Source organism: Aeromonas sp. TS_SC_11 (assembly GCF_057318915.1).
In genome coordinates this window covers 3,610,290-3,629,775 of the sequence record NZ_CM170470.1, presented here as the reverse complement: position 1 = coordinate 3,629,775, position 19,486 = coordinate 3,610,290, and the positions used below count along the sequence as shown (strand labels likewise).

Below are 19,486 nucleotides of genomic sequence, written 5' to 3'. Positions count from 1 at the left end.
TCATCCATCAGTTGCAATCCGAGCCCCGGATCAGGGTTTGGCCTTCCTGGCCGACTCGGCCTTCTTCGCGATCCTGGCTACTGCGCGGGCCGCCTTGAGGCACTCATCGAACACCTTCCCTTTGGCGAAGATAGGTGTCCGGTCGAAATAGCGGGTAGCTTCTGTCACACCCAACGAGACTGCATGGGGAGGGAATTCCTCTTTCTCCAGCATTGCCTGGGTATGTTTGGCAATGAACTCGCGTGGGTGCATGGCTGCCTCCGCTCTTTCTGGAACAAGTCTCATCACACAAGCGACAGGCAATAGAAGTCCGTGACCCGCTGATGGGCCGCTATCGCTTGTGGGATAAGGGCCCCGTTGCCGGGGCCAGGAGAGAGCAATAGCCACATGCGTTGCACCTGTGGCGGTGGCTTGAGCACTTCACAGTGAGTCAGCCGTTCTGGTTGTTGGCACCGGTGCGCCCTCACGGACAGACCTACCTATCGAAACTGTCGCCTCTCGGCGAGGGCTTTGTTGGCGCTTCACAGCGGGACAAAGCATCCGCTTAACCCCGCGGTGGGAATGTGGTGGCCTACGATTGCAGTTCTTATCGGCACCTCCCGGCTGCTTGCAGCTGATGGGATGGTTGTCACCACAACTCAGTTGGTTCTGGTCGCCGGTTCGCTCGTCCGTGGGCGCTAAGCCTCGTAAGTCCCCTGCAAAACCAACTACCTTGAACAACAATGAACCAAAGGTATATTTTTGTAAAGTACCATTGGTTCATTTATTTCTTTGGATAGCAAAAACCCGCCAAGGTGGCGGGTGATCAGAAATGATGATGGGTCTATTCAGGAGTATACGAGCCGATAACCACGCCGCAGATTTTGGCGGGCTGAACATGATCATTGATTGTGTAGCGAGGGTTTAAGGCCTTCAAATATGTTTTACCCGTCTCATTTTCTGCCAATTCTTTAAAGGTACAACTGCCATCTTCCAGACCTGCAATGACACGTAGCCCTGCTTTGGGGGCATGATCGGGATCGACAAAAATTATCGTTCCCTCTGGATAGCTTCGCTGGCCATTTGGATTAGTCATAGAGTCGCCACGTACCATTAAAGCAAAAGTACGGGGCCCAGCCTTGGGATTGGGGCAGGCATAGTATGGCGTATCATCCGCAATAAAGTCGGGGCTATCTGACAAGCAGAATTCACCAGCCTGTACCCAGGAGATTAAAGGCACCATCTTAATATTACTCGAGGGCACAGGGATCAGCTCTTGTTCTCTATCTATTGCCTCTTCTCCCAACTGAAGCCATACGAACGAGACACCGAGGAAATCTGCCAGTTTACGCCCGTTTTCCGAGGTAGGGATGGCTTCATCATTCAGGTATTTGCTGATGGCCTTGGGCGTGACTTTGATGGCATCAGACAAAATTTTGCCTCTGCCCCGCATGGGTAAGCCTTTCTTGTCAGCTGCATGATGTAGCCGAGCCGCATATGAGTCGCGGTCTTTCAGTTTGTGAACCATACGTTCAATACTATATGCGCTTGCATGTACTTTCAGTTCCGATCTATGGTGTACCAAAGGTTCACATTCATTGAGGTGCATATGGCCTCTCTACGAGAAGTCATCGACTCCATAGGTGTAAAAGTGGCGGCGGATGCGTGTCTAGTCAGCGTTCGGGCTGTTTATAAATGGCGAAAAACTAACACGCTGCCCCATACGGATTACAGCGGTGTTACTCAGCATGCAGTTCGTCTTGCCGAGGTCTCCGGCGGTTCATTTTCACCATCTGAAATATTGGCATGTGGTCGGCCCAAACCCGTAAACGTATGAGGTCATCATGGCAAACACTACCGAAAAAACCACGTTAAACCAGGGCTCTGTTTTGCGTACCGATGTACTAGCTGCTGCGTATTTGCTGGGGCAGATCAGCAATATCAGCGACTTGGCTCGCAAGCTAGGTAAGAGCCCAGTGGTACTGGCCAATAAGATGAACCCCGATTGCGACAGTCACCACTTGAATTTGGGGGAGGCGGTTGCCGTCACTGAGCTGGCAGATGACAACTGCATCCTGGAAGCATGGGCTGCAGGTCGTGGCCTGATGTTGGTTGCGAGACCTCATGGCTCTGTCAGTGATGATGAGCTGGTGGAGCAGGTACTGCTGGCCCAGTCCGTGTTCGGCAAGCTGATGCAGGCCATTCATGATGCCCGTGCTGATGGGGTGATTGACCGAATAGAGCAGGGCCAGATTGAACGGGTTGGCGCCTTGGTTGCTGAGCAGGTGATGGGGCTGATCTGTTCTACCGCCGCCAATGTGCGACAGCTGCCGACGACTACCAACAACAAGTAGAAAAGGGCGGCCCCGCGCTGCGTCAACAGCCGGGACCATGGTTCAAACATCGAAAGGGATGTGAACATGAAAGATCTTATCCAACCGAGCTCAGTCAGGCAAGCAATGCCGCAACTGCAGTTTGTTAACGGATACCGGCTGGTGGTGATGGGGCTGTCGTTACCCATCAGTGCTGAACAGGCCAGGATGGTGTTTGCCCAACTGCAGCACATGGGAGGCCGTCATGGGTGAAGTTGTGAGGCTTTTGGCCCAGGTAGCCACCTCGGCCAGAAAGAAGGTGTGCAACATGAGTGACAACCGTCGCAGCGGCTATGTGGTGTGCTGGCGCTCGTTGCTGCAAGCAGAGTGGGCCCGTAATGCCACCAAGCTGGCGGCCTGGATTCGGTTGATCAGCATGGCGGCCTATGAGGCTGGCCCTGTGCACTACAAGGGGCGTGACTGGCATCTGCTGCGGGGCCAACTGGTGATCAGCGCCACCGAGCTGGGCCTGCAACTCCGTGACGAGCGAGGCCGTGGGCTCGACAAGAAGGGGGCAGAGCGCATGCTGGCCTGGTTTGCCAAGGAGGGGATGATTGAGCTGCGTGGCACCCCATGGGGAACCATCATCGAGATCTGCCACTATGACGACTATCAGGCCGTTGTGCAGCCAGTCGCCACTAATTGCGAATCGTTCGCAACAGAGCAGTTTGAGGGCGCGACAAAAGGGACACCCATCGGGGTACCGACTGGGGCGCCGAGTGTCCCGCCCAATCCCATGTCTTGCGCAGTTTTGAGTGGGTGTGATGGGGCGCCCACTGTCCCGCGCATCGGGGCCCCGACCGTCGCGACAACAGAACAAGAAGTAAAAGAAAAGGAAACTACAGAGGATCTTAAACAGATCTCTTGTCCGGTTTCTGACGAAACCGAACGCGACCGGAAGGATACGGCCTCGTTGGCCATCAGCGTGGATGCCAGGACCGTGCTGGCACACTTCAATGCGGTAGCCGATCGCCGTTACCAGGCCAAACCCACCGCCCTGCAAAACATCAATGCCCGGCTGACAGAGGGGCACAGCATGGCTGACCTGATGCTGGTTGCCGAGTTCAAAAGCGCCCACTGGGCGGCCGACCTGAAGATGGCCGAGTACCTGCGCCCGATGACGGTGTATGCCCCGCAGAAGTTCCCGGGATATCTCGCCGCAGCCCGGCGCTGGGAGCAGGTTGGGCGGCCCCGCTGTGTTAACGGGGAGTGGGAGGGCTTCGAGCGCAAGCGCACCTTGTCCAATCTGGCGCAGGCTAAGCAGCAGGCTCAGGCCATCATGGCCGCCACGGGAGGGCTCGGCTATGACGATAACACCATCCTCTGACATGGCCGTGCGGCATCAAGGCGGCTTGCCTACCGAACAGCGCACTGCCGACCCGATCGCCTTGTTCCTGGCCAACGAGTTATTCCCGATGATGACGGCGTTCTGGCCCGCCAGTGCCAACCAGCTCGACAGCAACGCTAGCAATACCGCCCAGGCCTGGGCGCTGATGCTCAGGGGCTTCCCTGTCGGTCAGGTTCGCGAAGCGGTGGTAGTGCTGGCCGAGGATGCCAGTCGTCAGTTCGCACCGCGTCCGGCCGAGGTCAAGGCCGCTATCTTGCAGCGCAATCCGGTACCGAAGTGTGCCCCAGCTGGGCGCTTTATCTCCATACGTGCCTGCGAGATGCAGGCGGAGGCCAGGGTCTATGTGCGTGATCGTCAGGTGACCGATGAAGCGCTGCAGGCCGAGTTGCAGCAACTGCTGGCAGAGCTGCGCATTGAGGGTGTGACGATTACGGGGAGGATTCGGTGATGGCTGGTCAATTCAATGCAAACGTCGAGCGCGATGTGCGCGAGGCGAAGTTCTGCCGAGTGGTCATTTATCCGCCGGTGCGGGGCTGGGTGGGGGAGCGGGTGCACCTGGAGGTGTCGAACTCACTGGATACTCTTGGCAAGACCGATGCTGCCACCGGTGCCGGGTATTACCTGGTGTGGGATGGGGCCGAGGAGGCACGGGCAGAAGCTGCGCGGATCCGGGGGCAGGCGGTGGAGCTGGTGAGGGTAGGGGCATGATGCACTACTACGCCCAGCACACCCCGACCCGGGATTGGCAAGCCCCGCTGCTGGGCATTGAGGAGCTGGTGAAGGCGCAGGAGGCCGGCATCTGTGTGTCGATCGGGATGTGGGTGATCCACGATATCGGATTTGGTGCCTGGAGCACCGAGATAGGAGAGATTGTCGGGACTGCCATGAACAAGGCAGCTCATCAAGCCACCACCGGGAGGGGGAGGAAGGGATGAATATTGAATGGATGTTGTTGGCCCTTATGTTGGCCTGGGCTGCGTTTCTTGCTCTTGTTTGGCTCTCGCTGCGCGAATGGCTGGCGGAGGAAGAGGAGCGTGGTCTTGAGTGGGATGAGTTTGAGGTAGAGCCCCGACTGGTATCTGCCTGTCGTGAGCTCACCGAGCTGGCGGCGAAGACCAAGGAGGCCAGTCATGGTTAAGGCTTTCTTCCTGCTGATGTATGTGTTCGTGGCGCTGTTTGCGCTGGCTCATATGCCCTACGAGGGTGGGATTGGCTGGCAGATGTTGCATGCCCCTGTGGTGTGGGTGATCTCCGCGGGTTGGGTGTTGGTTATGTTCCCTCGCCAGGTTACCCGTCTACTGCTGGCTCCGCTGCGGGCCGTTTTACTGGTGCTGGTATGGTGCGGCACCCTGCTGTTGGCGTTGGCAAAAGCCGTCTTGGTGACGCTGAACCGTATGAATCGCGATCTGGCCGAGGAGGCCCATCATGACCATTAAACCGAAGGAACTGACTGAGCAGGGCCTGATCGACCTGGCCGGCGTGAAGGTGTATATCGCCGGGCCGATGAGCGGTTTTCCCATGTTTAATCGGCCCATGTTCTTTGCTGCCGAAGTCTATCTGCACGGCCAGGGTGCATGGGTGATGAATCCTGCCGTGTTACCGGATGGTTGGACTCATGACGCCTACATGCGGATCGCCATTCCCATGTTGATGGAATGCGATGCGGTGGCCTTTTTGCCGGGTTGGCAGCAGAGCAAGGGGGCGCGGCAAGAGTTCACCCGGGCCCATGCCTTTGGGTTGAGCCTGTTTCAACTGGATATGGACGAAGTGGCCGGTGAAGTGTGGGCCAAGCAGCACTTACCCCTGGTTGTATAGGCACTCACTGCTCTGAAAAGCCTTATGAGTGGTGATTGTTGGCTGTATAAATAAACAGTATTATTTTGTAGCTAAACCTTACTCATGACAATCGGGAGAGTGACATGCAGGTGTTGAGCTTTGATAGCGCAGAGTTTGGCAAAGTGCGCTTGATCCAGGAAGACGGGCGGGTGCTGTTCTGTGCTGTCGACGTGTGTAAGGCGTTGGGCTACAGCAATGCGCGGGATGCGGTGCGCCGCCATGTGGATGAGGGGGATGTCGTGAAGCGCGACACCCCCACAACCAGCGGTGTGCAGGAGGTTGCTGACCAAGATGCGGCGCCCTTCCACCAAGTCACCGGATAAGCAGAAGGAGTTCTGGGCGATCACGCCCAAAGGGCTGCTGTTCGGCAAGAACATTGTGGATCCGCGCTGTCAGCGCGAGACGCAGCCGCACTGGTACCAGAGCCGGTTCGCCGACTTGTTGGCCAAGGTTGGGCTGGGACAAGTGGCGGCCTGAAACTGACAATTTAATCGAGGTTCTGGACGTATGAGTAATTCAAGTTTGGTCGCAGTGGTGGATATCGAGACCCTCGCGCAGGGTCATGATGCGGTGATCGGCGCCATCGGGGTGGTGATTGTGGATGTGGCGCAGCTGCGTACTGTGGATGAGTTTTACTGCCGGGTGGATCTGGCACAGGGCCGCCAGCGTGATGATGACACCATGGCATTTTGGGAGCGACAGAAGAGCGAGAGCCCAGTGGCGTGGGAAGAGATGTTCGGCAATGCTGGCCGGCTGTTCCTGGTGGATGCGCTTCAAGCCCTCTCCAACTTCTTGGGTCGCCATTTTGACAAGGTGGCTCTGGTCGAGCTGATGGGCAATGGCAGCGAGTTCGACAACGTACTGCTGGCTGATGCCTACCAGCAGTGGGGTGTCGATCAGCCTTGGTGGTTCCGTGGTAACCAGAGCCTGCGGACTGTGGTGTGGATGGGGCGGCAACTGTTGGGCATTGATCCCAAGTATCAATTGCCGTTCGAGGGTACCCGCCATCACGCACTGCACGATGCCCGCCATGAGGCGGCATACCTGATCCACATACTGACAGCCTTCAAGCAAGGGCTTGCCGGCGGCGAATTAGCACACAATGACATTGAGTCTGGCGCAACTTCCTGAGCAGGAACGCCAGAAAGTAGAATTGGATAAGCTGGCGGCTTGGCTGGTTTGGCAGTGCCGCCGCAACCTGGTGACTCGAGAGGATGTTGCCAAGGCCATCACCGGTCAGCCAGAGGAATACCGGACGTATTTCCTTTAGCGGCTGAACTATTACCGTGAGGTAAAGGGGTCACATGAGCAAGTTTACTAGCCGCAGCGCGGCCAGAGCACACCATTTACAGCAGCAAGCCAGCAACCCGGCTGGTGCGGCACTTAACGAGAGTGCTGCGCTGTTCCGTTCCATCGACACCGCCTGCCCGGGGCTGACCGCCGCCGAGGCTGCCCGCCGGGTCATTGCCTCTGAATCACTGGCCGTGCGCCGTAGCGCAAGTTACCAGCTACTGGCTCGCCTGGGCCCACTGCTCGATAAGCTGGAGATGGTGGAGAAGTTGGGATGATGCCAACACATCCGGTGTTTGTGCCAGCCATGGGGCTGGTGCTGCTGGAGGTGGGAGAGGGGCTGGCCACGTTGCGTTCCTCTCTTGGTAATCGTCCGGCGGTGTTGGTCCCAGCCTGCGAAAAGGGGGATCTGCTGGCGCAATTCCCTGAGTTGGCAAGCGCTCTGCTGGATCCTGCCATCGTTAATGCCGCCGGTGGCGAGCTGGCCTTGCGTAGTGTGGGTCAGTGCCTGATCGGCGAGGGGTGCATTGGCGAGTCGGTCACCACCGAGATGGGTGGCCTGCCGCTCCCCCTGTGCTGGCACCACGACAACGAGTTCCGCGACGGCCAGCTGCCGTTCAATCAGGGTGAGCATGCCGAGGCAATCGCCCGGGCGCTGCTGACCCGGGTGGCGGGCTGGTGCGGGGTCGTCCTTGCCCAGTTGCAGGCGCGGGATCTCTGTTGGTGGGCCAGCGTGTTCAAGGTGCAGGGTCTGCTGCCCATTGATGTGGTGCGCCATGCTTGCCGGCTGCCGCCGGTGGGGCCAGACAGGGTGCTGATCCCTGGGCGTGGTTATCGCGAGAGCGATGCCCGCTATCGGGTGAACCGCCCCGAGCTGATGGAGCAGGACCCGCTGGTCGAGCTGCGTGGCCGGCTGCGCATCAAACCAGCGGTGAAGACGATCGATCCTGAGCCTCCGATGCTACACATCCCCCGCCCCAAGATGAAACGGTGGGAGTCTGCCAACTATCTGGCGTTCGTGCGCCAGCTGCCTTGTGTGGTGACCGGCCAGACCGATGGCATCGAAGCGCACCATGTGGTGGGGCACGGGCTCAGCGTGATGGGCAGCAAGACCCATGACCTGATGACTTTCCCGCTTTGCCACCAGGCACACATGGAATTGCACAACAATGGTTGGCAGCAATGGGAGCAAACCCACGGAAGCCAGCTAGATCACGTCGCGATGACGTTAAACAAGGCCGCCGGCCTGGGAGTGTTTGGATGACACCATACAGTACGAAAGTCGTGAAGGCGCGGGCTCGCCCACAGCCGATACCGGGCACTATGAACAAGACCGAGCAGGCCTATGCCGATCATCTTCGGCTGCTGATGCTGGCGGGGGAGGTGCTCTCCTATGAGTTCGAGCCGCTCAAGCTGCGGCTGGCGGACAAAACCTTCTACACCCCGGACTTTATGGTGGTGCGTAAGGATGGGTTGATCGAGCTGCACGAGGTGAAGGGGTTCTGGGAGGATGACGCCCGGGTCAAGATCAAGGTGGCGGCCAAGCAGCACTGGATGTTCACCTTCGTGGGCGTGATGCGCCATGGTGCCAACTGGTCACTGGAGGCATTCTGATGCGGCTTGAATATGCACTTTCAATTGGTGAACCCCGTTCGGTGATGCTGCAGGCTATTCAGTCGCGCTCCACTGGCCCTTCTCATTTGACCCAGGCCGATGTGCTGGGGGCGCTTGGGCTGGTGCAGAAATATGAAGGCGTGGGACTGGCGCTGATGATGGCCCGTTACACAAAAGATAAGGCCAGCTATCGCAAGGCGGTGATCGGGGTAATGGCACACTGCAGCAAGCAGGCCGCCAAGTATGTGGGCTCTATCAAGTCGCGTGGTCATGCCATGGCCCTGAAAACCATCGCTGCTCTGGCTGTGGAACACTACTGCCGTACCGCAGATATCCCGGATGCGGCTTGTCAGTGCAAGGGGAGGGGAAATGTGCGGGATATGGAAGCATCCCGCTTGCACGGTAAGCCCATCGACAAGATCTGCCCGCGCTGTGGCGGTACCGGCCTGCGTCCCATTCCTGGCACACAGATACGACGAGCAATCGAGCCACGACTGGGCCCCCTAAGCCGTGGAGAATGGGAGCAGCAGTGGTATCCGCTCTATCAAGCTGTGCTGGCCTGGTGTCATGTGCAGGAGAGTGAGGTGGAAGCTTTCTACAAGCGAGTGACGGCGGCGTGATATTTGCCGTTGAATTTTTCCATAGCAGGCTTCTCGCATGTGTTTTTGTACAGAAGTAAGGTGGGGACAAGTGAGTATCTCTAGACATCGGAGATAGTCTGGTAATATCATAATTTCTCGTGATGGGTTTGTTTTTTGCGAAGTAATAAGGAATGCTTTGCTATCAGCATAACAAGAAATTCCATCTGTTCATAGCTATGTTAAATGCTCAAAAAAAATGATGTTACTTATTTTATAAAAAGTAAGGGTATTCATGAGACTAAAGATTGAACACGACAAGGTGATTCTTGTTGAGAAAAATGAGAAGGATTTTCATAAGGAACTAAAGAAACAAAAAATCATAATTAGTCACTTTAGTAATGCTGATCGATTGGAATATCGTCGGTTTAAATTCTTATTAATAAAACAAAGTGGTAGTTATCTTGGCTATGTTATCTTAGCTGAAACAATTAATAAGGGTACTGGTGCTAAGACTTGGATTCTTACAAATATAGAGATATCTCCTCAAATAAGAGGGCAGGGTGTCGGTTCGGTCACTCTTGCAAAAGTACACGGAATTTTCATTGCTGAATTAAAAGTAAAATCTTATATTGTTACATTAAATAGCTATGTAATGTATAAAATGATTGTGCGTGAAAATTTGAAAGGAAATGTAGATTTTTATTGTTTAATTAACTCTGAATACTCTGTAGATGAAATGAAAAAAGAAGAAATACATTTGGCGCAAACATTTATACAAAAGCCAAATGCTCATGCGGATATGGTAGTATCATTTGATAAGGAAGAGTCTGAAAGACTCAAGCCTATATATTTTAAAGTAAGTTAACTTGTTTGCACATTCCTTAGCTGTACAGATCTAGTTATCACCTGACACCGGCCTCAAACCGGTGTCTTGTTTACGCTACTTTAGTGCGCACTTCCTTCGGTATCAATTTCAGACCCTTCTTGAACATGCTGTAGGGGGTCTGTCCCTCCATCATCCTGCCCTGATGTGGCCGCTGGGTGTTGTAGTGTTCCAAGCAGCTCTCTAGGTCTATCTGCATCTGCTCTACCGACTCATACCAGGTTGTTCTCCCCTTGATACGGAAGTGTTCATCCAGCAAGGTTCGATGCAGTCGTTCGATAAAGCAGTTGCTCTGCGGCCTGCGCACCTTGGTGGTCCGGTGCTCAATCCCCTCCAGTTGCAGGAATAGCTCGTAGGGGGTGGTCAGGTTGTCCACAGAACTCGCGCCCGTTGTCCGACAGGATGGTATAGACCCGTGCCTCGTGGGCTTCGAAAAACGGTAGCACTGTTTCATTGAGCACATGAACCGAGGTCACCGGAAGCTTGCTGGTGTAGAGCCGTCCCCAAGCGTGGCGGCTATAGCAGTTGAGCACGGTTTGCATATACACCTTACCAACCTCCTTGAACGCGCCGACGAAGAAGGTGTAGTGGACCTCAATCTGGCGTTCGCGAAACTCGGGGCTGAAGCGCTCTAACAGGCGAATTTGCTCGTCATTGAGATCAATGGTCTGCTCCCGGTGGGTTTTCTCGAGGCGCAACAAGCGGTCGTGTTTGGAGAGCAAGTCATGCCGTTGCCACACGCCACGCACCCCACCGGCACTGACATTGATACCTTGCAGAGCCAGTTCTTGCGCGACCCGCAGCGGGCCATGAGTTGGTCTGGTGAGGGAGTAATCGAGGATAGCCTGTTCAATCTCGGGCGCAACCCGATTGGGATGAGCGCCTTTACAGCCGGGCAATTTGTCGAGCAAGCCCTCGGCGCTATAGGTCTGGTAATTACGGCGAATTTCGTAGAACTGCTGACGGCTGTAGCCGATGAGCTTGCAGGCTTTGCTGACGTTATTGAGCTCTTTGGCGAGCGCTAGTAGCAGGCTGAGTTTGCGACGTGCTACTTTCTCGTTGGTGGTCATACGGTGACTCCAGATAACACGGTAGGGGTACCGTTTTGTTATCCGGTTTGAAGCCGTATGACCACTCTCTTTTGTGGGCTACTGTCAGGTGAATACCGGCGTTGTTGCCCAAATCGATGCAGCTTGAATGGAACTTGCTGAGGGCTCGGTGATCTGATCACCACCATCCCTTTCAAGTCTGCATCATGGGCACGTCGCTTCACCCCATCACCAACTGGCCTAAATACAACAGGTCTCTGATTAACCGTGGTTCACTCACCTTCTGGGTTGATGCCGAGGCCATGAGCAACTGGTTTCATCATGACCATCATGACCATCATGACCATCATGACCATCATGACCATCATGACCATCATGGGCGGCGGGGGCGCAGCCAGCTTTACACTGACCAGACCATCTGCACCTTCCTGATGCTCAAGGGGATTTTCAACCTCACTCTGCGGGCTACTCAGGGACTACTCGACTCCTTGTTCGAGTTGATGAATGTGCCGTTGTGCGCACCGGACTATAGCTGTGTCAGCAAGCGGGCACGCACGGTGACGGTGGTTTATCGACAGCCCCCAAAGGGGCGCATTACTGACTTGGTTATCGACTCAACCGGGCTGAAGGTGTTTGGTGAAGGCTAGTGGAAGGTCAGAAAGCACGGTGTTGAGAAACGGCGAGTCTGGCGCAAGTTACATCTGGCGGTAGACCCGGTGACCCACGATATCGTGGCGGCGGAAGTCTCGCTGGAAAATGTCCATGATGCCGAGGTGCTGCCGACTCTGCTCAATCCACTGCGGCGCAAGCTGGGACGTGTTTATGCGGATGGAGCCTATGACAGCAAAGCCAGCCATCAGCTGATCTCGCACAAAGGGGCGACAGCCTCTATCCCGCCTCGCAAGAGCGCGGGGTTATGGAAAAAAGGGCACCCAAGAAATGAGGCTGTGCTGGTGATGCGCAAGGAGGGGCTCCGGAGAACTTGTCCTAAATTTTGTGGTCCACCGCAAATTACTTTTCATTCACACTCGCTTGAGAGTCATGTTGCAGTATGATGCACATCAAACAGGGGAAAGCGTTCACAATTGAGTTTTTATGAGTATTGATGAATTTGTGAGCGCTATTAGCTATATCTATGGCATCCATGCGAGCAAGAACCCTGATTGCGATTGTGCATCGTTTACTTACGAATTAGAAATCTGAGAAGGTGTGTATGGTAATTTATGTTGAGCGTCATTTCTAATGTCAGTAGATATAATATCCCTGTATTTGGAGCTCGTTAGGCCTTTTCCTCTCAGTCAATGTGCCTATGAAAATGATATTTTAAGTATAAGAATTTGATTGAAATTTTCTTTTATTATGGAGATGCAAGTGAGTATAGAAAATACATCAAAAGTCCTTTCAAATAGTGATGATTCTGCCGCAAGGCTACTTATTGATTTATTAGATGGCTCGCCAGGTAGAAATTTCGATGTGGAGTCAATTTTTTCATATAAGACAGCCGGGGGATGGGGGTGGCTGATATTTGAATTTCTAAAAAAAGACTCTGAACATTTGAGTGTTGAGTCCAGTCACCCGAACAGGTATTGGACAAAAAACAAGCGAAAATTCTTAAGTTTATGGGCTCTAAAACGCAGTCTAGAGGCTGCTGGATTTGAATCCAAATTGGTCTTAGTAAATTATGATGATGCTAGAAATACGATAAAAGTAATGAATGTTATTAGTATAAATATAGATGCCACATCAAAGTGGGTATATGATGGACATGAAACCAAACATATTAATCATATTGTAACTAAAGATAGTGTGATGTCTTTTCTTGAGTTCAAAACACGATTTAAAAAATTTAATAATGAAAAAGAAGGGGATTCTTGGGAAATTATTGAATATCTCTCAAATAGATGGTAAAATTAAAAGAAATTTTTATTTTAAACAGGGGGAATTCAAAGTGATTGAGAGAATTAATTCCAGTTCTGACTTATCTAAGTCACTCGATATCAAAAGTGATAATTTAGTTAAGCTTTCTGAAATTTTCCCTGAAACCATCAAAGATGGGGTTGTTGATTTTGATGCCCTAAGAATACTTTTAGGTGATGCAGTAGAAAATACCAATGAAAAATTTGATTTTACTTGGAAAGGGAAAACAAGGGCCAAACAAATAGCTCTTTTGCCTTCCTATGGCACTCTAAGGCCAGATAAAGACTTGAGCGCTTCGTGGAACTCAACTGAGAATGTTTTTATTGAGGGTGACAATCTTGAAGCTTTAAAATGCCTGCAAAAATCTTACCATAAGAAGATTAAAATGATATACATAGACCCTCCATATAACACAGGGAATGATTTTGTATATCAAGATGATTTCACTGATGGGATTGCTAACTATAAAAAGTTGACAAATCAAATTGATGATGAAGGCAATCCATATTCTACTAATTCAGACGCTTCAGGCAGATATCATACTAATTGGTTGAATATGATGTATCCAAGATTGCGCCTGGCTAGAAATTTATTAAAGGATGACGGAATCATATTTATATCAATTGATGATACCGAGGTAAAAAATCTTCGTTTTATATGCGATGAGATTTTTGGCGAAGATAACTTTTTAGCCCAAATCGCATGGGAAAAAAGATACACCAGAAGTAATAATGCAAAGCGCTTTTATTCGCTTAAAGATAATATATTGGCATATCGAAAATCATCCGCTCTTGATATTATCAAAGAATCTAGGAATGAAAAGTCAGATGCAAATTACTCTAATCCGGATAATGATCCCAGAGGTCCATGGACTACTTCCTCATATGTAAATCCAGCAGTCAAGTCTGCACGCAAAAATCTTGTTTATGGTATAACCAATCCGTTTACTGGAGAAGTGGTAGAGCACCCAACCCATGCATGGAAGCATTCACAAGAGTCATGTGAAAAACATGCGAATGAAAATAGGTTATGGTGGGGGAAAGATGGTAAGGCGGAGTTTCCGAGGCTGAAACTATTTCTCTCTGAACAGACCAAAGGGTTGGTTCCGATTGATTTATGGAGCTATAAGGACGCGGGTACAACAGATGATGGAGGTAAAGAAATAAAAGATTTATTTGGTTCAGCAGTATTTGATACTGCCAAGCCTACTCGGTTGATAAGTAAAATGCTCGGTATTGCAACTAGCAAAGATTCTGGTGATATAGTGCTAGATTTTTTTGCTGGTTCCGGTACGACTGGGCATAGCGTTATGCTTGAAAATGAGAAAGATGGTGGGAATCGTAAGTTTATATTAGTACAACTTCCTGAACCGTGCTTAAGTTCATCAGTTGCAGGAAAGTCAAACTATAAGAATATTTCAGATATTACTAGAGAACGTTTATTGAGGTGCGGTGAAAAAATAAGCACTGGCGATATTGGATTTAAATTTTTTCGGTTGGATGAGACTAACATAAAGGCTTGGGATGCAAACTTTGATGATCTTGAACATTCATTATTGAATGCAGTTGACTCAGTTAAATCTGATCGTGAAGCTGAAGATGTACTCTATGAAATTTTACTTAAATATGGTATCGAGTTAACCGCTCCAGTTGGATTGAAAATCGTCAATGGTAAGCAAATATTTGTTGTTCGATCTGGGGCTCTCATTGTGTGTCTAGATGACGACATAACTATGGATGTGGTCGAATATATTGCAATGTTAAAACATGATCTGAATTTAGAAACAGTCCAAGTTGTGTTCAAAGATACTGGGTTTGCTGATAGCGTTATCAAAACAAACGCTATTCAAATATTGAAACAGGTAGGTATTGATGATGTAAAGAGCATCTAAGGTGATAAAGATGAAAATTCAATTTATAGCGGATTTAAATCATCAAATAGATGCTGTTAATGCCATCGTCGGTGTATTTGATGGTCAGAGCTCCTTTGGGTCTAGCTTTTCGGTTGGAACTCATTCTGTGGCCAATCAACAGCTTGGCTTGTTTTCAAAAAATAACGTTTTTGGGGTTTCTAACAACCTTACCTTAAAGCCTGAAGATATCTATGAAAACACCCGTCATGTCCAACTATTAAATGGCCTTCCACAAACTGAAAGTGCCAAAAAAGCCTTACCAAGCAATGATTTCACCATAGAGATGGAAACCGGTACAGGTAAAACTTATGTCTACTTGCGCAGCGTATTTGAACTAAACCAGCGCTATGGCTTGACTAAGTTTATTATTGTGGTGCCTTCTGTTGCTATTAAAGAGGGGGTGAACAAGTCGCTGGAGATAACCGAAGAGCACTTTAGACAACAGTATAAAAATATCCAGTATGATTATTTTGTTTACGACTCTTCCAAGCGCGATCAGGTCAGAAACTTTGCCACTAACGATTATATCCAGATCATGGTGATAAACATCGATGCGTTCAGTAAGTCGTTTGTTGACCCTGAAAAGGAGTCAACCGCTAACCTGATTCACCGCACCGATGATCGCCTTAATGGCATGAAGCCCATTGAATTTATTCAGGCGACCAACCCTGTGGTGCTGATTGATGAGCCGCAATCGGTGGCGTCAACCGCTAACCGAAAAAAAGCGATTGCCAGCCTAAATCCGCTCTGTACGTTTCGTTTTTCGGCGACCTTGACTGAAAAATTCAACCTGCTTTATAAGCTCGACTCCATCGATGCTTATGAGCGTAAATTGGTCAAACAGATTGAGGTGGCATCCTTATCTGTGCACGACAACCACAATCAGGCATATATCAAGCTGCTCAGTGTTGATAATAAAAAATCGCCGATCACCGCCAAGGTTGAGATCGATGCCCAGAGCAAAACCGGTAAATTGCAGCCGCGCAAGCTGGTGACCGTGCGCAGTGGTACCGATTTGTTCGAAGCATCAGGTGGTCGCAGCGTGTATGAAGGCTATGTGATCAATGATATCTATTGCGAGCAGGGCAATGAGTATATCGATTTTACTAGCCGTGATGACATCATCACCTTGGGCAATGCCATCGGTGAAGTGGATGTGGATACCTTCAAACGGCTGCAAGTGAGCAAAACCGTTGAAGAGCACCTCAATAAAGAGTTGAAATTCTACCAAAAACTGACCACCGGAGCGGCCGCAAGCGACCATGCTGCGATTATAAAAGCCCATGGTATCAAAGTGTTGTCACTCTTCTTTATTGATAAAGTGGTCAATTATCGCAGCTACGATAAAGACGGCGCCGTGGTACAAGGTAAATTTTCCCAGTGGTTTGAGGATGAATTTAAAGCGCAACTTCGTAAGCCCAAGTTTCGGGTGTTATACCCCGAGCTATGGGAGCAGGACGCTTCCGGTAAGCACGTTATCAATGAACAGGCGTTAGTTGAACTGGCTCGCAGTGTTCACAATGGCTACTTTGCGCAAGATAAAAAGAAAGATGCGGCAGGTAACCCGCAGTTTGCCGAGTCAAAATTTGACAAGAATGGTGACGGTAAAAATACCGCAGCCGATGAATCCGCTTATAACATGATCATGAAAGATAAAGAAAAGCTGCTGTCACTTGATAGCAAGCTGCGCTTTATCTTCTCGCACTCAGCACTGAAAGAGGGTTGGGATAACCCTAATGTCTTCCAAATCTGTACCCTCAACGAAACCAACTCGGTGATGAAGAAACGTCAGGAGATTGGTCGTGGTCTGCGTTTGGCTGTCGATCAGTCGGGGCAGCGAGTGCCCTATGGTTTTGAGGTCAATACCCTGACGGTGATGGCCAACGAGTCCTATGAGGATTTCGTTGCGCAACTGCAAAAAGAGATTGAAGAGGAAGAGGGCATCAAGTTCGGCACCATTGAGAAGCACCAGTTTGCCAATATTTTGGTGTCTGCGGCCCATGAAGATAAAGCCTTCTTGGGCGCCCAGGCCTCTGAAGCCATCTACCAACATCTGTACGCAGAAGGCTATATCGATAGCAAAGGTAAGATCCAAGACTCTCTGAAGCAGGCGCTGGCGGATAACAAGGTTAATCTGCCAGATCGGTTTGCAGAGTACGCCGAGGCCATTCTTGCCACTATTGGCAAAGTGGCCAAAGGCTTGAGCATCAAAAAGCATGAGGAGAAGAAAACCGCCAAGCTACGTGAAGATAACGGCAAGCAAGTAGTGCTGGGGGACGACTTCAAGGCGCTGTGGGACCGAATCAAATACAAGACCACCTACCGGGTGAACTTCTCTGTCGGTGATTTGGTTACGACCTGCATTAAAGAAATTCGTGCCAGCGTCGATGTTCGAAGTGCCAAGTTCGATTACACCAAGGTGAGTGTTGAGATAAGCAAAGCCGAGTTGGCTACTACGGTAGTTGATAACAAAACACATATTTACCAGCATCGTAACTATCAGTTGCCCGATGTGGTCACTTATCTGGAATCTACTACTAACCTGACCCGCAAAACCGTGATTGATATTTTGCTGGGGCTGGGCGATAAGCTTGAGGCCTTTAAGAACAACCCACAGAGTTTTATTCAGTTGGCCAGTGAAGTTATCCGCAAGCAGATGCGTTTGGCAATTGTGGATGGGATAAGTTATCACCGTATTGGTGATGATGATTACTACGCTCAAGAGCTGTTCCAGGAAGCAGAGCTGACCGGCTACCTCAAGAACATGGTCACGGCGGATAAATCAGTTTACGACTACATCATCTGTGATTCTGATGTTGAGTTTGAGTTTGCCAAAAAGCTGGAGCAAGCCTCCGAGGTTAAGCTGTACGCCAAGCTGCCTGCATGGTTTAAAATCGATACGCCACTGGGGAGCTATAACCCGGACTGGGCCGTGCTTATCGACAAAGATGATGGCATGGGTGATCACCTGTATTTCGTCGTTGAAACCAAATCCAGTATTTTCTCTGATGATTTGCGGGCAACTGAGCAGGCCAAGATCAACTGCGGTATCGAGCATTTTAAAGCACTGGCGAAGGACATACAGGGTAACGCAATCGATAATCCTGCAACGTTCGTGAAGGCGGATAAGTTCGAGACGTTTGTTAATAGCTTTATTAGTAAATGATGTGGCAGAAGTGTTCATCCACCGGTTTGACAGCAATCTGCAATTTTTGCTAACGTAGAAATCAATGATAGAGGACTGAACCCTAATGGGTTAGGTCCTTTTTTCATTGCACGAAAAACAAAGCCCGCACAGCAATGTGGCGGGCTTTTTGTTGCCTGAGAGATAGTGGCGACCTAGCGGTGCTTGTAACGCCACTAGGCCACCTAGCCACATGCACGAGATCACGGGCTAAGCCAAGGCCACCATTGCTCTGCAGAGCGGGGTGAGCTTATCACGCTTAAGGACCCCTGATCATATGTACGAATTGCGATGCGGCCATTGCGGCAAGAAATTGGCAAATTTTGTGGGGCAGATCGAGATTAAGTGTCCCCGTTGTAAGGTCATCAACAATGCGAGTGCCTCTGAGCCCCTGCTTGGAGGTAGTCATGGAAAAACAATTACAGGACGGGTGGGTACGGTTGGTGAACGCGGACTCGCTGGAGTTTATCAAAACGCTGCCGGCGGCAAGCGTTGCTCTGATCGCGACTGACCCGCCCTATTTCGGGGTGAAGCAGGAGGCATGGGACAACCAATGGGAGAGTGGGGCTGAGTTTCTGGCTTGGCTCGATGCCTTCCTGGTGGAGTTCCGGCGGGTGCTCAAGCCCAATGGTTCTGTGTATCTGTTCTGTTCACCGCGGATGAATGCGGATGTGGAGATGCTGATCCGGGATCGCTTCAGGGTGTTGAACCATATCGTGTGGGCCAAGCCGTCAGGGGTATGGAACCGGATGCGCAAGGCTGATATGCGAGCGTTCTGGCCGGCGAGCGAGCGGATCATCTTTGCTGAGCAGGTGGGGGCGGAGGGGAGTGCCAAGGTGGGATCGGGATATGCGAAGGCATGCCACGATCTACGCCGGCAGGTGTTTGCCCCACTGATAGAGTATTTCCGCTATGCCCGGGAGGTGTCGGGGGTCAGTGCTGCCGATATCAACCGAGTAACCGGTACCAAGATGGCTGGCCATTGGTTCGGTGCCAGTCAGTGGCAGTTGCCGAGCCGAGAGCAGTATGTTCAGTTGCAGGCGCTGTTTGCCGAGCGGGGCAGGGCACTTGGGCAGGATTATGCCGGGTTGAGTGAGACCTATCAGGGGTTGCACCAGACCTACAGCCATCTGGTGGCATCCTATGACGAGTTGCGGGCGGAGTATGAGCAGTTGCGCCGGCCGTTCTCTGTAACCCAGGATGTGCCGTTTACCGATGTGTGGATGTATCCATCGGTGCAGGCCTACCCGGGTAAGCACCCATGCGAGAAGCCGCTGGCCATGATGGAGCACATCATCCGAACCAGTAGTCGTCCTGGTGATGTGGTGGCGGACTTCTTTATGGGGTCAGGCACTACCGGCAAAGCGGCAATCAGGTTGGGGCGGCGGTTTATCGGGGTGGAGCTTGAGAGGCCGCGGTACCTGCAAACGTGTAACGAGATAGCCGAGATTGTAACTAAAGTCAGTAGCTGCCAGAATTGAGACAACAAGTGAGGAAATTCCATTTCGAGCATCTGCAGTT

The 19,486-nt window shown here is 51.3% G+C and carries 25 protein-coding genes and 2 pseudogenes; 24 read left to right on the top strand and 3 right to left on the bottom strand.

Features of this window, described 5'->3' with window-relative positions; genetic code table 11:
* Positions 1-30: 30 nt before the first annotated feature.
* Positions 31-252, bottom strand: a complete 222-nt coding sequence (locus AC1P02_RS16860; RefSeq protein WP_265432572.1) for a hypothetical protein — start codon at positions 250-252, stop codon at positions 31-33.
* Positions 253-823: 571 nt separating this feature from the next.
* Positions 824-1,588, bottom strand: a complete 765-nt coding sequence (locus tag AC1P02_RS16855) for a LexA family protein (RefSeq protein ID WP_234579648.1) — start codon at positions 1,586-1,588, stop codon at positions 824-826.
* Positions 1,589-1,823: 235 nt separating this feature from the next.
* On the opposite strand from AC1P02_RS16855, the gene AC1P02_RS16850 reads away from it, so the two are divergent.
* From AC1P02_RS16850 to AC1P02_RS16765, 18 genes are all read left to right on the top strand, one after another.
* Positions 1,824-2,333, top strand: coding sequence for a phage regulatory CII family protein (locus AC1P02_RS16850; RefSeq protein ID WP_234579646.1), 510 nt, complete (start codon positions 1,824-1,826; stop codon positions 2,331-2,333).
* 66 nt (positions 2,334-2,399) lie between these two features.
* A complete protein-coding gene (locus tag AC1P02_RS16845; protein WP_234579644.1) occupies positions 2,400-2,564 on the top strand; it encodes a hypothetical protein in 165 nt (54 codons plus the stop codon).
* 55 nt (positions 2,565-2,619) lie between these two features.
* Positions 2,620-3,678: a conserved phage C-terminal domain-containing protein gene (locus AC1P02_RS16840; protein ID WP_485182715.1), complete on the top strand. Its 1,059-nt coding sequence runs from the start codon at positions 2,620-2,622 to the stop codon at positions 3,676-3,678.
* Positions 3,656-4,147, top strand: coding sequence for a hypothetical protein (locus AC1P02_RS16835; RefSeq protein WP_485182714.1), 492 nt, complete (start codon positions 3,656-3,658; stop codon positions 4,145-4,147). The genes AC1P02_RS16840 and AC1P02_RS16835 overlap by 23 nt, the downstream gene beginning before the upstream one ends.
* Positions 4,147-4,407: a hypothetical protein gene (locus AC1P02_RS16830; RefSeq protein WP_485182713.1), complete on the top strand. Its 261-nt coding sequence runs from the start codon at positions 4,147-4,149 to the stop codon at positions 4,405-4,407. The genes AC1P02_RS16835 and AC1P02_RS16830 overlap by 1 nt, the downstream gene beginning before the upstream one ends.
* Complete coding sequence (locus tag AC1P02_RS16825) at positions 4,404-4,634, top strand: hypothetical protein (protein ID WP_310011220.1); 231 nt, start codon at positions 4,404-4,406, stop codon at positions 4,632-4,634. Before AC1P02_RS16830 ends, AC1P02_RS16825 begins: the two co-directional genes overlap by 4 nt.
* Positions 4,631-4,837, top strand: a complete 207-nt coding sequence (locus AC1P02_RS16820; RefSeq protein ID WP_310011221.1) for a hypothetical protein — start codon at positions 4,631-4,633, stop codon at positions 4,835-4,837. Before AC1P02_RS16825 ends, AC1P02_RS16820 begins: the two co-directional genes overlap by 4 nt.
* On the top strand, positions 4,830-5,135 hold the full coding sequence (locus AC1P02_RS16815) for a hypothetical protein (protein ID WP_485182712.1): 306 nt from the start codon (positions 4,830-4,832) through the stop codon (positions 5,133-5,135). Before AC1P02_RS16820 ends, AC1P02_RS16815 begins: the two co-directional genes overlap by 8 nt.
* Positions 5,125-5,514, top strand: coding sequence for a DUF4406 domain-containing protein (locus AC1P02_RS16810; RefSeq protein WP_485182711.1), 390 nt, complete (start codon positions 5,125-5,127; stop codon positions 5,512-5,514). The genes AC1P02_RS16815 and AC1P02_RS16810 overlap by 11 nt, the downstream gene beginning before the upstream one ends.
* A 104-nt stretch (positions 5,515-5,618) precedes the next feature.
* Positions 5,619-5,858, top strand: coding sequence for a BRO-N domain-containing protein (locus AC1P02_RS16805; protein WP_485182710.1), 240 nt, complete (start codon positions 5,619-5,621; stop codon positions 5,856-5,858).
* Positions 5,827-6,012: a hypothetical protein gene (locus AC1P02_RS16800; RefSeq protein WP_485182709.1), complete on the top strand. Its 186-nt coding sequence runs from the start codon at positions 5,827-5,829 to the stop codon at positions 6,010-6,012. The genes AC1P02_RS16805 and AC1P02_RS16800 overlap by 32 nt, the downstream gene beginning before the upstream one ends.
* A gap of 30 nt (positions 6,013-6,042) precedes the next feature.
* A complete protein-coding gene (locus tag AC1P02_RS16795) occupies positions 6,043-6,666 on the top strand; it encodes a 3'-5' exonuclease (protein WP_485182708.1) in 624 nt (207 codons plus the stop codon).
* Positions 6,638-6,805 (top strand): DUF3283 family protein, encoded by a 168-nt coding sequence (locus tag AC1P02_RS16790; protein ID WP_485182706.1) that lies wholly within the window; start codon positions 6,638-6,640, stop codon positions 6,803-6,805. The genes AC1P02_RS16795 and AC1P02_RS16790 overlap by 29 nt, the downstream gene beginning before the upstream one ends.
* Before the next feature lie 34 nt (positions 6,806-6,839).
* The gene (locus AC1P02_RS16785) at positions 6,840-7,103 is read left to right on the top strand and encodes a hypothetical protein (RefSeq protein WP_265432582.1); all 264 of its coding nucleotides are present in this window, start codon (positions 6,840-6,842) and stop codon (positions 7,101-7,103) included.
* Positions 7,100-8,089, top strand: coding sequence for a DUF968 domain-containing protein (locus AC1P02_RS16780; RefSeq protein WP_485182705.1), 990 nt, complete (start codon positions 7,100-7,102; stop codon positions 8,087-8,089). The genes AC1P02_RS16785 and AC1P02_RS16780 overlap by 4 nt, the downstream gene beginning before the upstream one ends.
* Entirely contained in the window at positions 8,086-8,439 is a 354-nt protein-coding gene (locus tag AC1P02_RS16775; RefSeq protein ID WP_265432584.1) for a DUF1064 domain-containing protein, read from the top strand. Before AC1P02_RS16780 ends, AC1P02_RS16775 begins: the two co-directional genes overlap by 4 nt.
* Complete coding sequence (locus AC1P02_RS16770) at positions 8,439-9,059, top strand: antitermination protein Q (RefSeq protein ID WP_485182704.1); 621 nt, start codon at positions 8,439-8,441, stop codon at positions 9,057-9,059. The genes AC1P02_RS16775 and AC1P02_RS16770 overlap by 1 nt, the downstream gene beginning before the upstream one ends.
* Positions 9,060-9,312: 253 nt before the next feature.
* A complete protein-coding gene (locus tag AC1P02_RS16765) occupies positions 9,313-9,885 on the top strand; it encodes a hypothetical protein (RefSeq protein WP_485182703.1) in 573 nt (190 codons plus the stop codon).
* Between the two features lie 70 nt (positions 9,886-9,955).
* Here AC1P02_RS16765 and AC1P02_RS16760 read toward each other — a convergent pair.
* Positions 9,956-10,973, bottom strand: a pseudogene (locus AC1P02_RS16760) (integrase core domain-containing protein).
* A 185-nt stretch (positions 10,974-11,158) separates the two neighbouring features.
* Between AC1P02_RS16760 and AC1P02_RS16755 the strand changes: the two are divergent.
* The 6 genes and pseudogenes from AC1P02_RS16755 to AC1P02_RS16730 form a co-directional block, all read left to right on the top strand.
* Positions 11,159-11,926 (top strand): annotated as a pseudogene (locus AC1P02_RS16755) (IS5 family transposase); the annotation flags it as partial.
* 397 nt (positions 11,927-12,323) lie between these two features.
* Positions 12,324-12,860, top strand: coding sequence for a hypothetical protein (locus AC1P02_RS16750; protein ID WP_485182702.1), 537 nt, complete (start codon positions 12,324-12,326; stop codon positions 12,858-12,860).
* On the top strand, positions 12,805-14,760 hold the full coding sequence (locus AC1P02_RS16745) for a site-specific DNA-methyltransferase (RefSeq protein ID WP_485182701.1): 1,956 nt from the start codon (positions 12,805-12,807) through the stop codon (positions 14,758-14,760). Before AC1P02_RS16750 ends, AC1P02_RS16745 begins: the two co-directional genes overlap by 56 nt.
* A 10-nt stretch (positions 14,761-14,770) precedes the next feature.
* Positions 14,771-17,947: a type III restriction-modification system endonuclease gene (locus tag AC1P02_RS16740; protein WP_485182700.1), complete on the top strand. Its 3,177-nt coding sequence runs from the start codon at positions 14,771-14,773 to the stop codon at positions 17,945-17,947.
* Between the two features lie 295 nt (positions 17,948-18,242).
* The gene (locus tag AC1P02_RS16735) at positions 18,243-18,476 is read left to right on the top strand and encodes a Com family DNA-binding transcriptional regulator (protein ID WP_485182699.1); all 234 of its coding nucleotides are present in this window, start codon (positions 18,243-18,245) and stop codon (positions 18,474-18,476) included.
* Positions 18,373-19,446, top strand: a complete 1,074-nt coding sequence (locus AC1P02_RS16730) for a DNA-methyltransferase (RefSeq protein ID WP_485182698.1) — start codon at positions 18,373-18,375, stop codon at positions 19,444-19,446. The genes AC1P02_RS16735 and AC1P02_RS16730 overlap by 104 nt, the downstream gene beginning before the upstream one ends.
* The last annotated feature ends 40 nt before the right edge of the window (positions 19,447-19,486 follow it).

Bases quoted from the DNA above. Each gene is read 5' to 3' on its own strand.
- AC1P02_RS16850 (WP_234579646.1), top strand. From the start codon at position 1,824: ATGGCAAACACTACCGAAAAAACCACGTTAAACCAGGGCTCTGTTTTG.
- AC1P02_RS16775 (WP_265432584.1), top strand. From the start codon at position 8,086: ATGACACCATACAGTACGAAAGTCGTGAAGGCGCGGGCTCGCCCACAG.
- AC1P02_RS16770 (WP_485182704.1), top strand. From the start codon at position 8,439: ATGCGGCTTGAATATGCACTTTCAATTGGTGAACCCCGTTCGGTGATG.
- AC1P02_RS16780 (WP_485182705.1), top strand. From the start codon at position 7,100: ATGATGCCAACACATCCGGTGTTTGTGCCAGCCATGGGGCTGGTGCTG.
- AC1P02_RS16825 (WP_310011220.1), top strand. From the start codon at position 4,404: ATGATGCACTACTACGCCCAGCACACCCCGACCCGGGATTGGCAAGCC.
- AC1P02_RS16830 (WP_485182713.1), top strand. From the start codon at position 4,147: ATGGCTGGTCAATTCAATGCAAACGTCGAGCGCGATGTGCGCGAGGCG.
- AC1P02_RS16845 (WP_234579644.1), top strand. From the start codon at position 2,400: ATGAAAGATCTTATCCAACCGAGCTCAGTCAGGCAAGCAATGCCGCAA.
- AC1P02_RS16860 (WP_265432572.1), bottom strand. From the start codon at position 252: ATGCACCCACGCGAGTTCATTGCCAAACATACCCAGGCAATGCTGGAG.
- AC1P02_RS16815 (WP_485182712.1), top strand. From the start codon at position 4,830: ATGGTTAAGGCTTTCTTCCTGCTGATGTATGTGTTCGTGGCGCTGTTT.
- AC1P02_RS16855 (WP_234579648.1), bottom strand. From the start codon at position 1,588: ATGCACCTCAATGAATGTGAACCTTTGGTACACCATAGATCGGAACTG.
- AC1P02_RS16740 (WP_485182700.1), top strand. From the start codon at position 14,771: ATGAAAATTCAATTTATAGCGGATTTAAATCATCAAATAGATGCTGTT.
- AC1P02_RS16820 (WP_310011221.1), top strand. From the start codon at position 4,631: ATGAATATTGAATGGATGTTGTTGGCCCTTATGTTGGCCTGGGCTGCG.
- AC1P02_RS16835 (WP_485182714.1), top strand. From the start codon at position 3,656: ATGACGATAACACCATCCTCTGACATGGCCGTGCGGCATCAAGGCGGC.
- AC1P02_RS16790 (WP_485182706.1), top strand. From the start codon at position 6,638: ATGACATTGAGTCTGGCGCAACTTCCTGAGCAGGAACGCCAGAAAGTA.
- AC1P02_RS16805 (WP_485182710.1), top strand. From the start codon at position 5,619: ATGCAGGTGTTGAGCTTTGATAGCGCAGAGTTTGGCAAAGTGCGCTTG.
- AC1P02_RS16735 (WP_485182699.1), top strand. From the start codon at position 18,243: ATGTACGAATTGCGATGCGGCCATTGCGGCAAGAAATTGGCAAATTTT.
- AC1P02_RS16810 (WP_485182711.1), top strand. From the start codon at position 5,125: ATGACCATTAAACCGAAGGAACTGACTGAGCAGGGCCTGATCGACCTG.
- AC1P02_RS16840 (WP_485182715.1), top strand. From the start codon at position 2,620: ATGAGTGACAACCGTCGCAGCGGCTATGTGGTGTGCTGGCGCTCGTTG.
- AC1P02_RS16730 (WP_485182698.1), top strand. From the start codon at position 18,373: ATGGAAAAACAATTACAGGACGGGTGGGTACGGTTGGTGAACGCGGAC.
- AC1P02_RS16795 (WP_485182708.1), top strand. From the start codon at position 6,043: ATGAGTAATTCAAGTTTGGTCGCAGTGGTGGATATCGAGACCCTCGCG.
- AC1P02_RS16785 (WP_265432582.1), top strand. From the start codon at position 6,840: ATGAGCAAGTTTACTAGCCGCAGCGCGGCCAGAGCACACCATTTACAG.
- AC1P02_RS16765 (WP_485182703.1), top strand. From the start codon at position 9,313: ATGAGACTAAAGATTGAACACGACAAGGTGATTCTTGTTGAGAAAAAT.
- AC1P02_RS16800 (WP_485182709.1), top strand. From the start codon at position 5,827: ATGCGGCGCCCTTCCACCAAGTCACCGGATAAGCAGAAGGAGTTCTGG.
- AC1P02_RS16745 (WP_485182701.1), top strand. From the start codon at position 12,805: ATGAAAAAGAAGGGGATTCTTGGGAAATTATTGAATATCTCTCAAATA.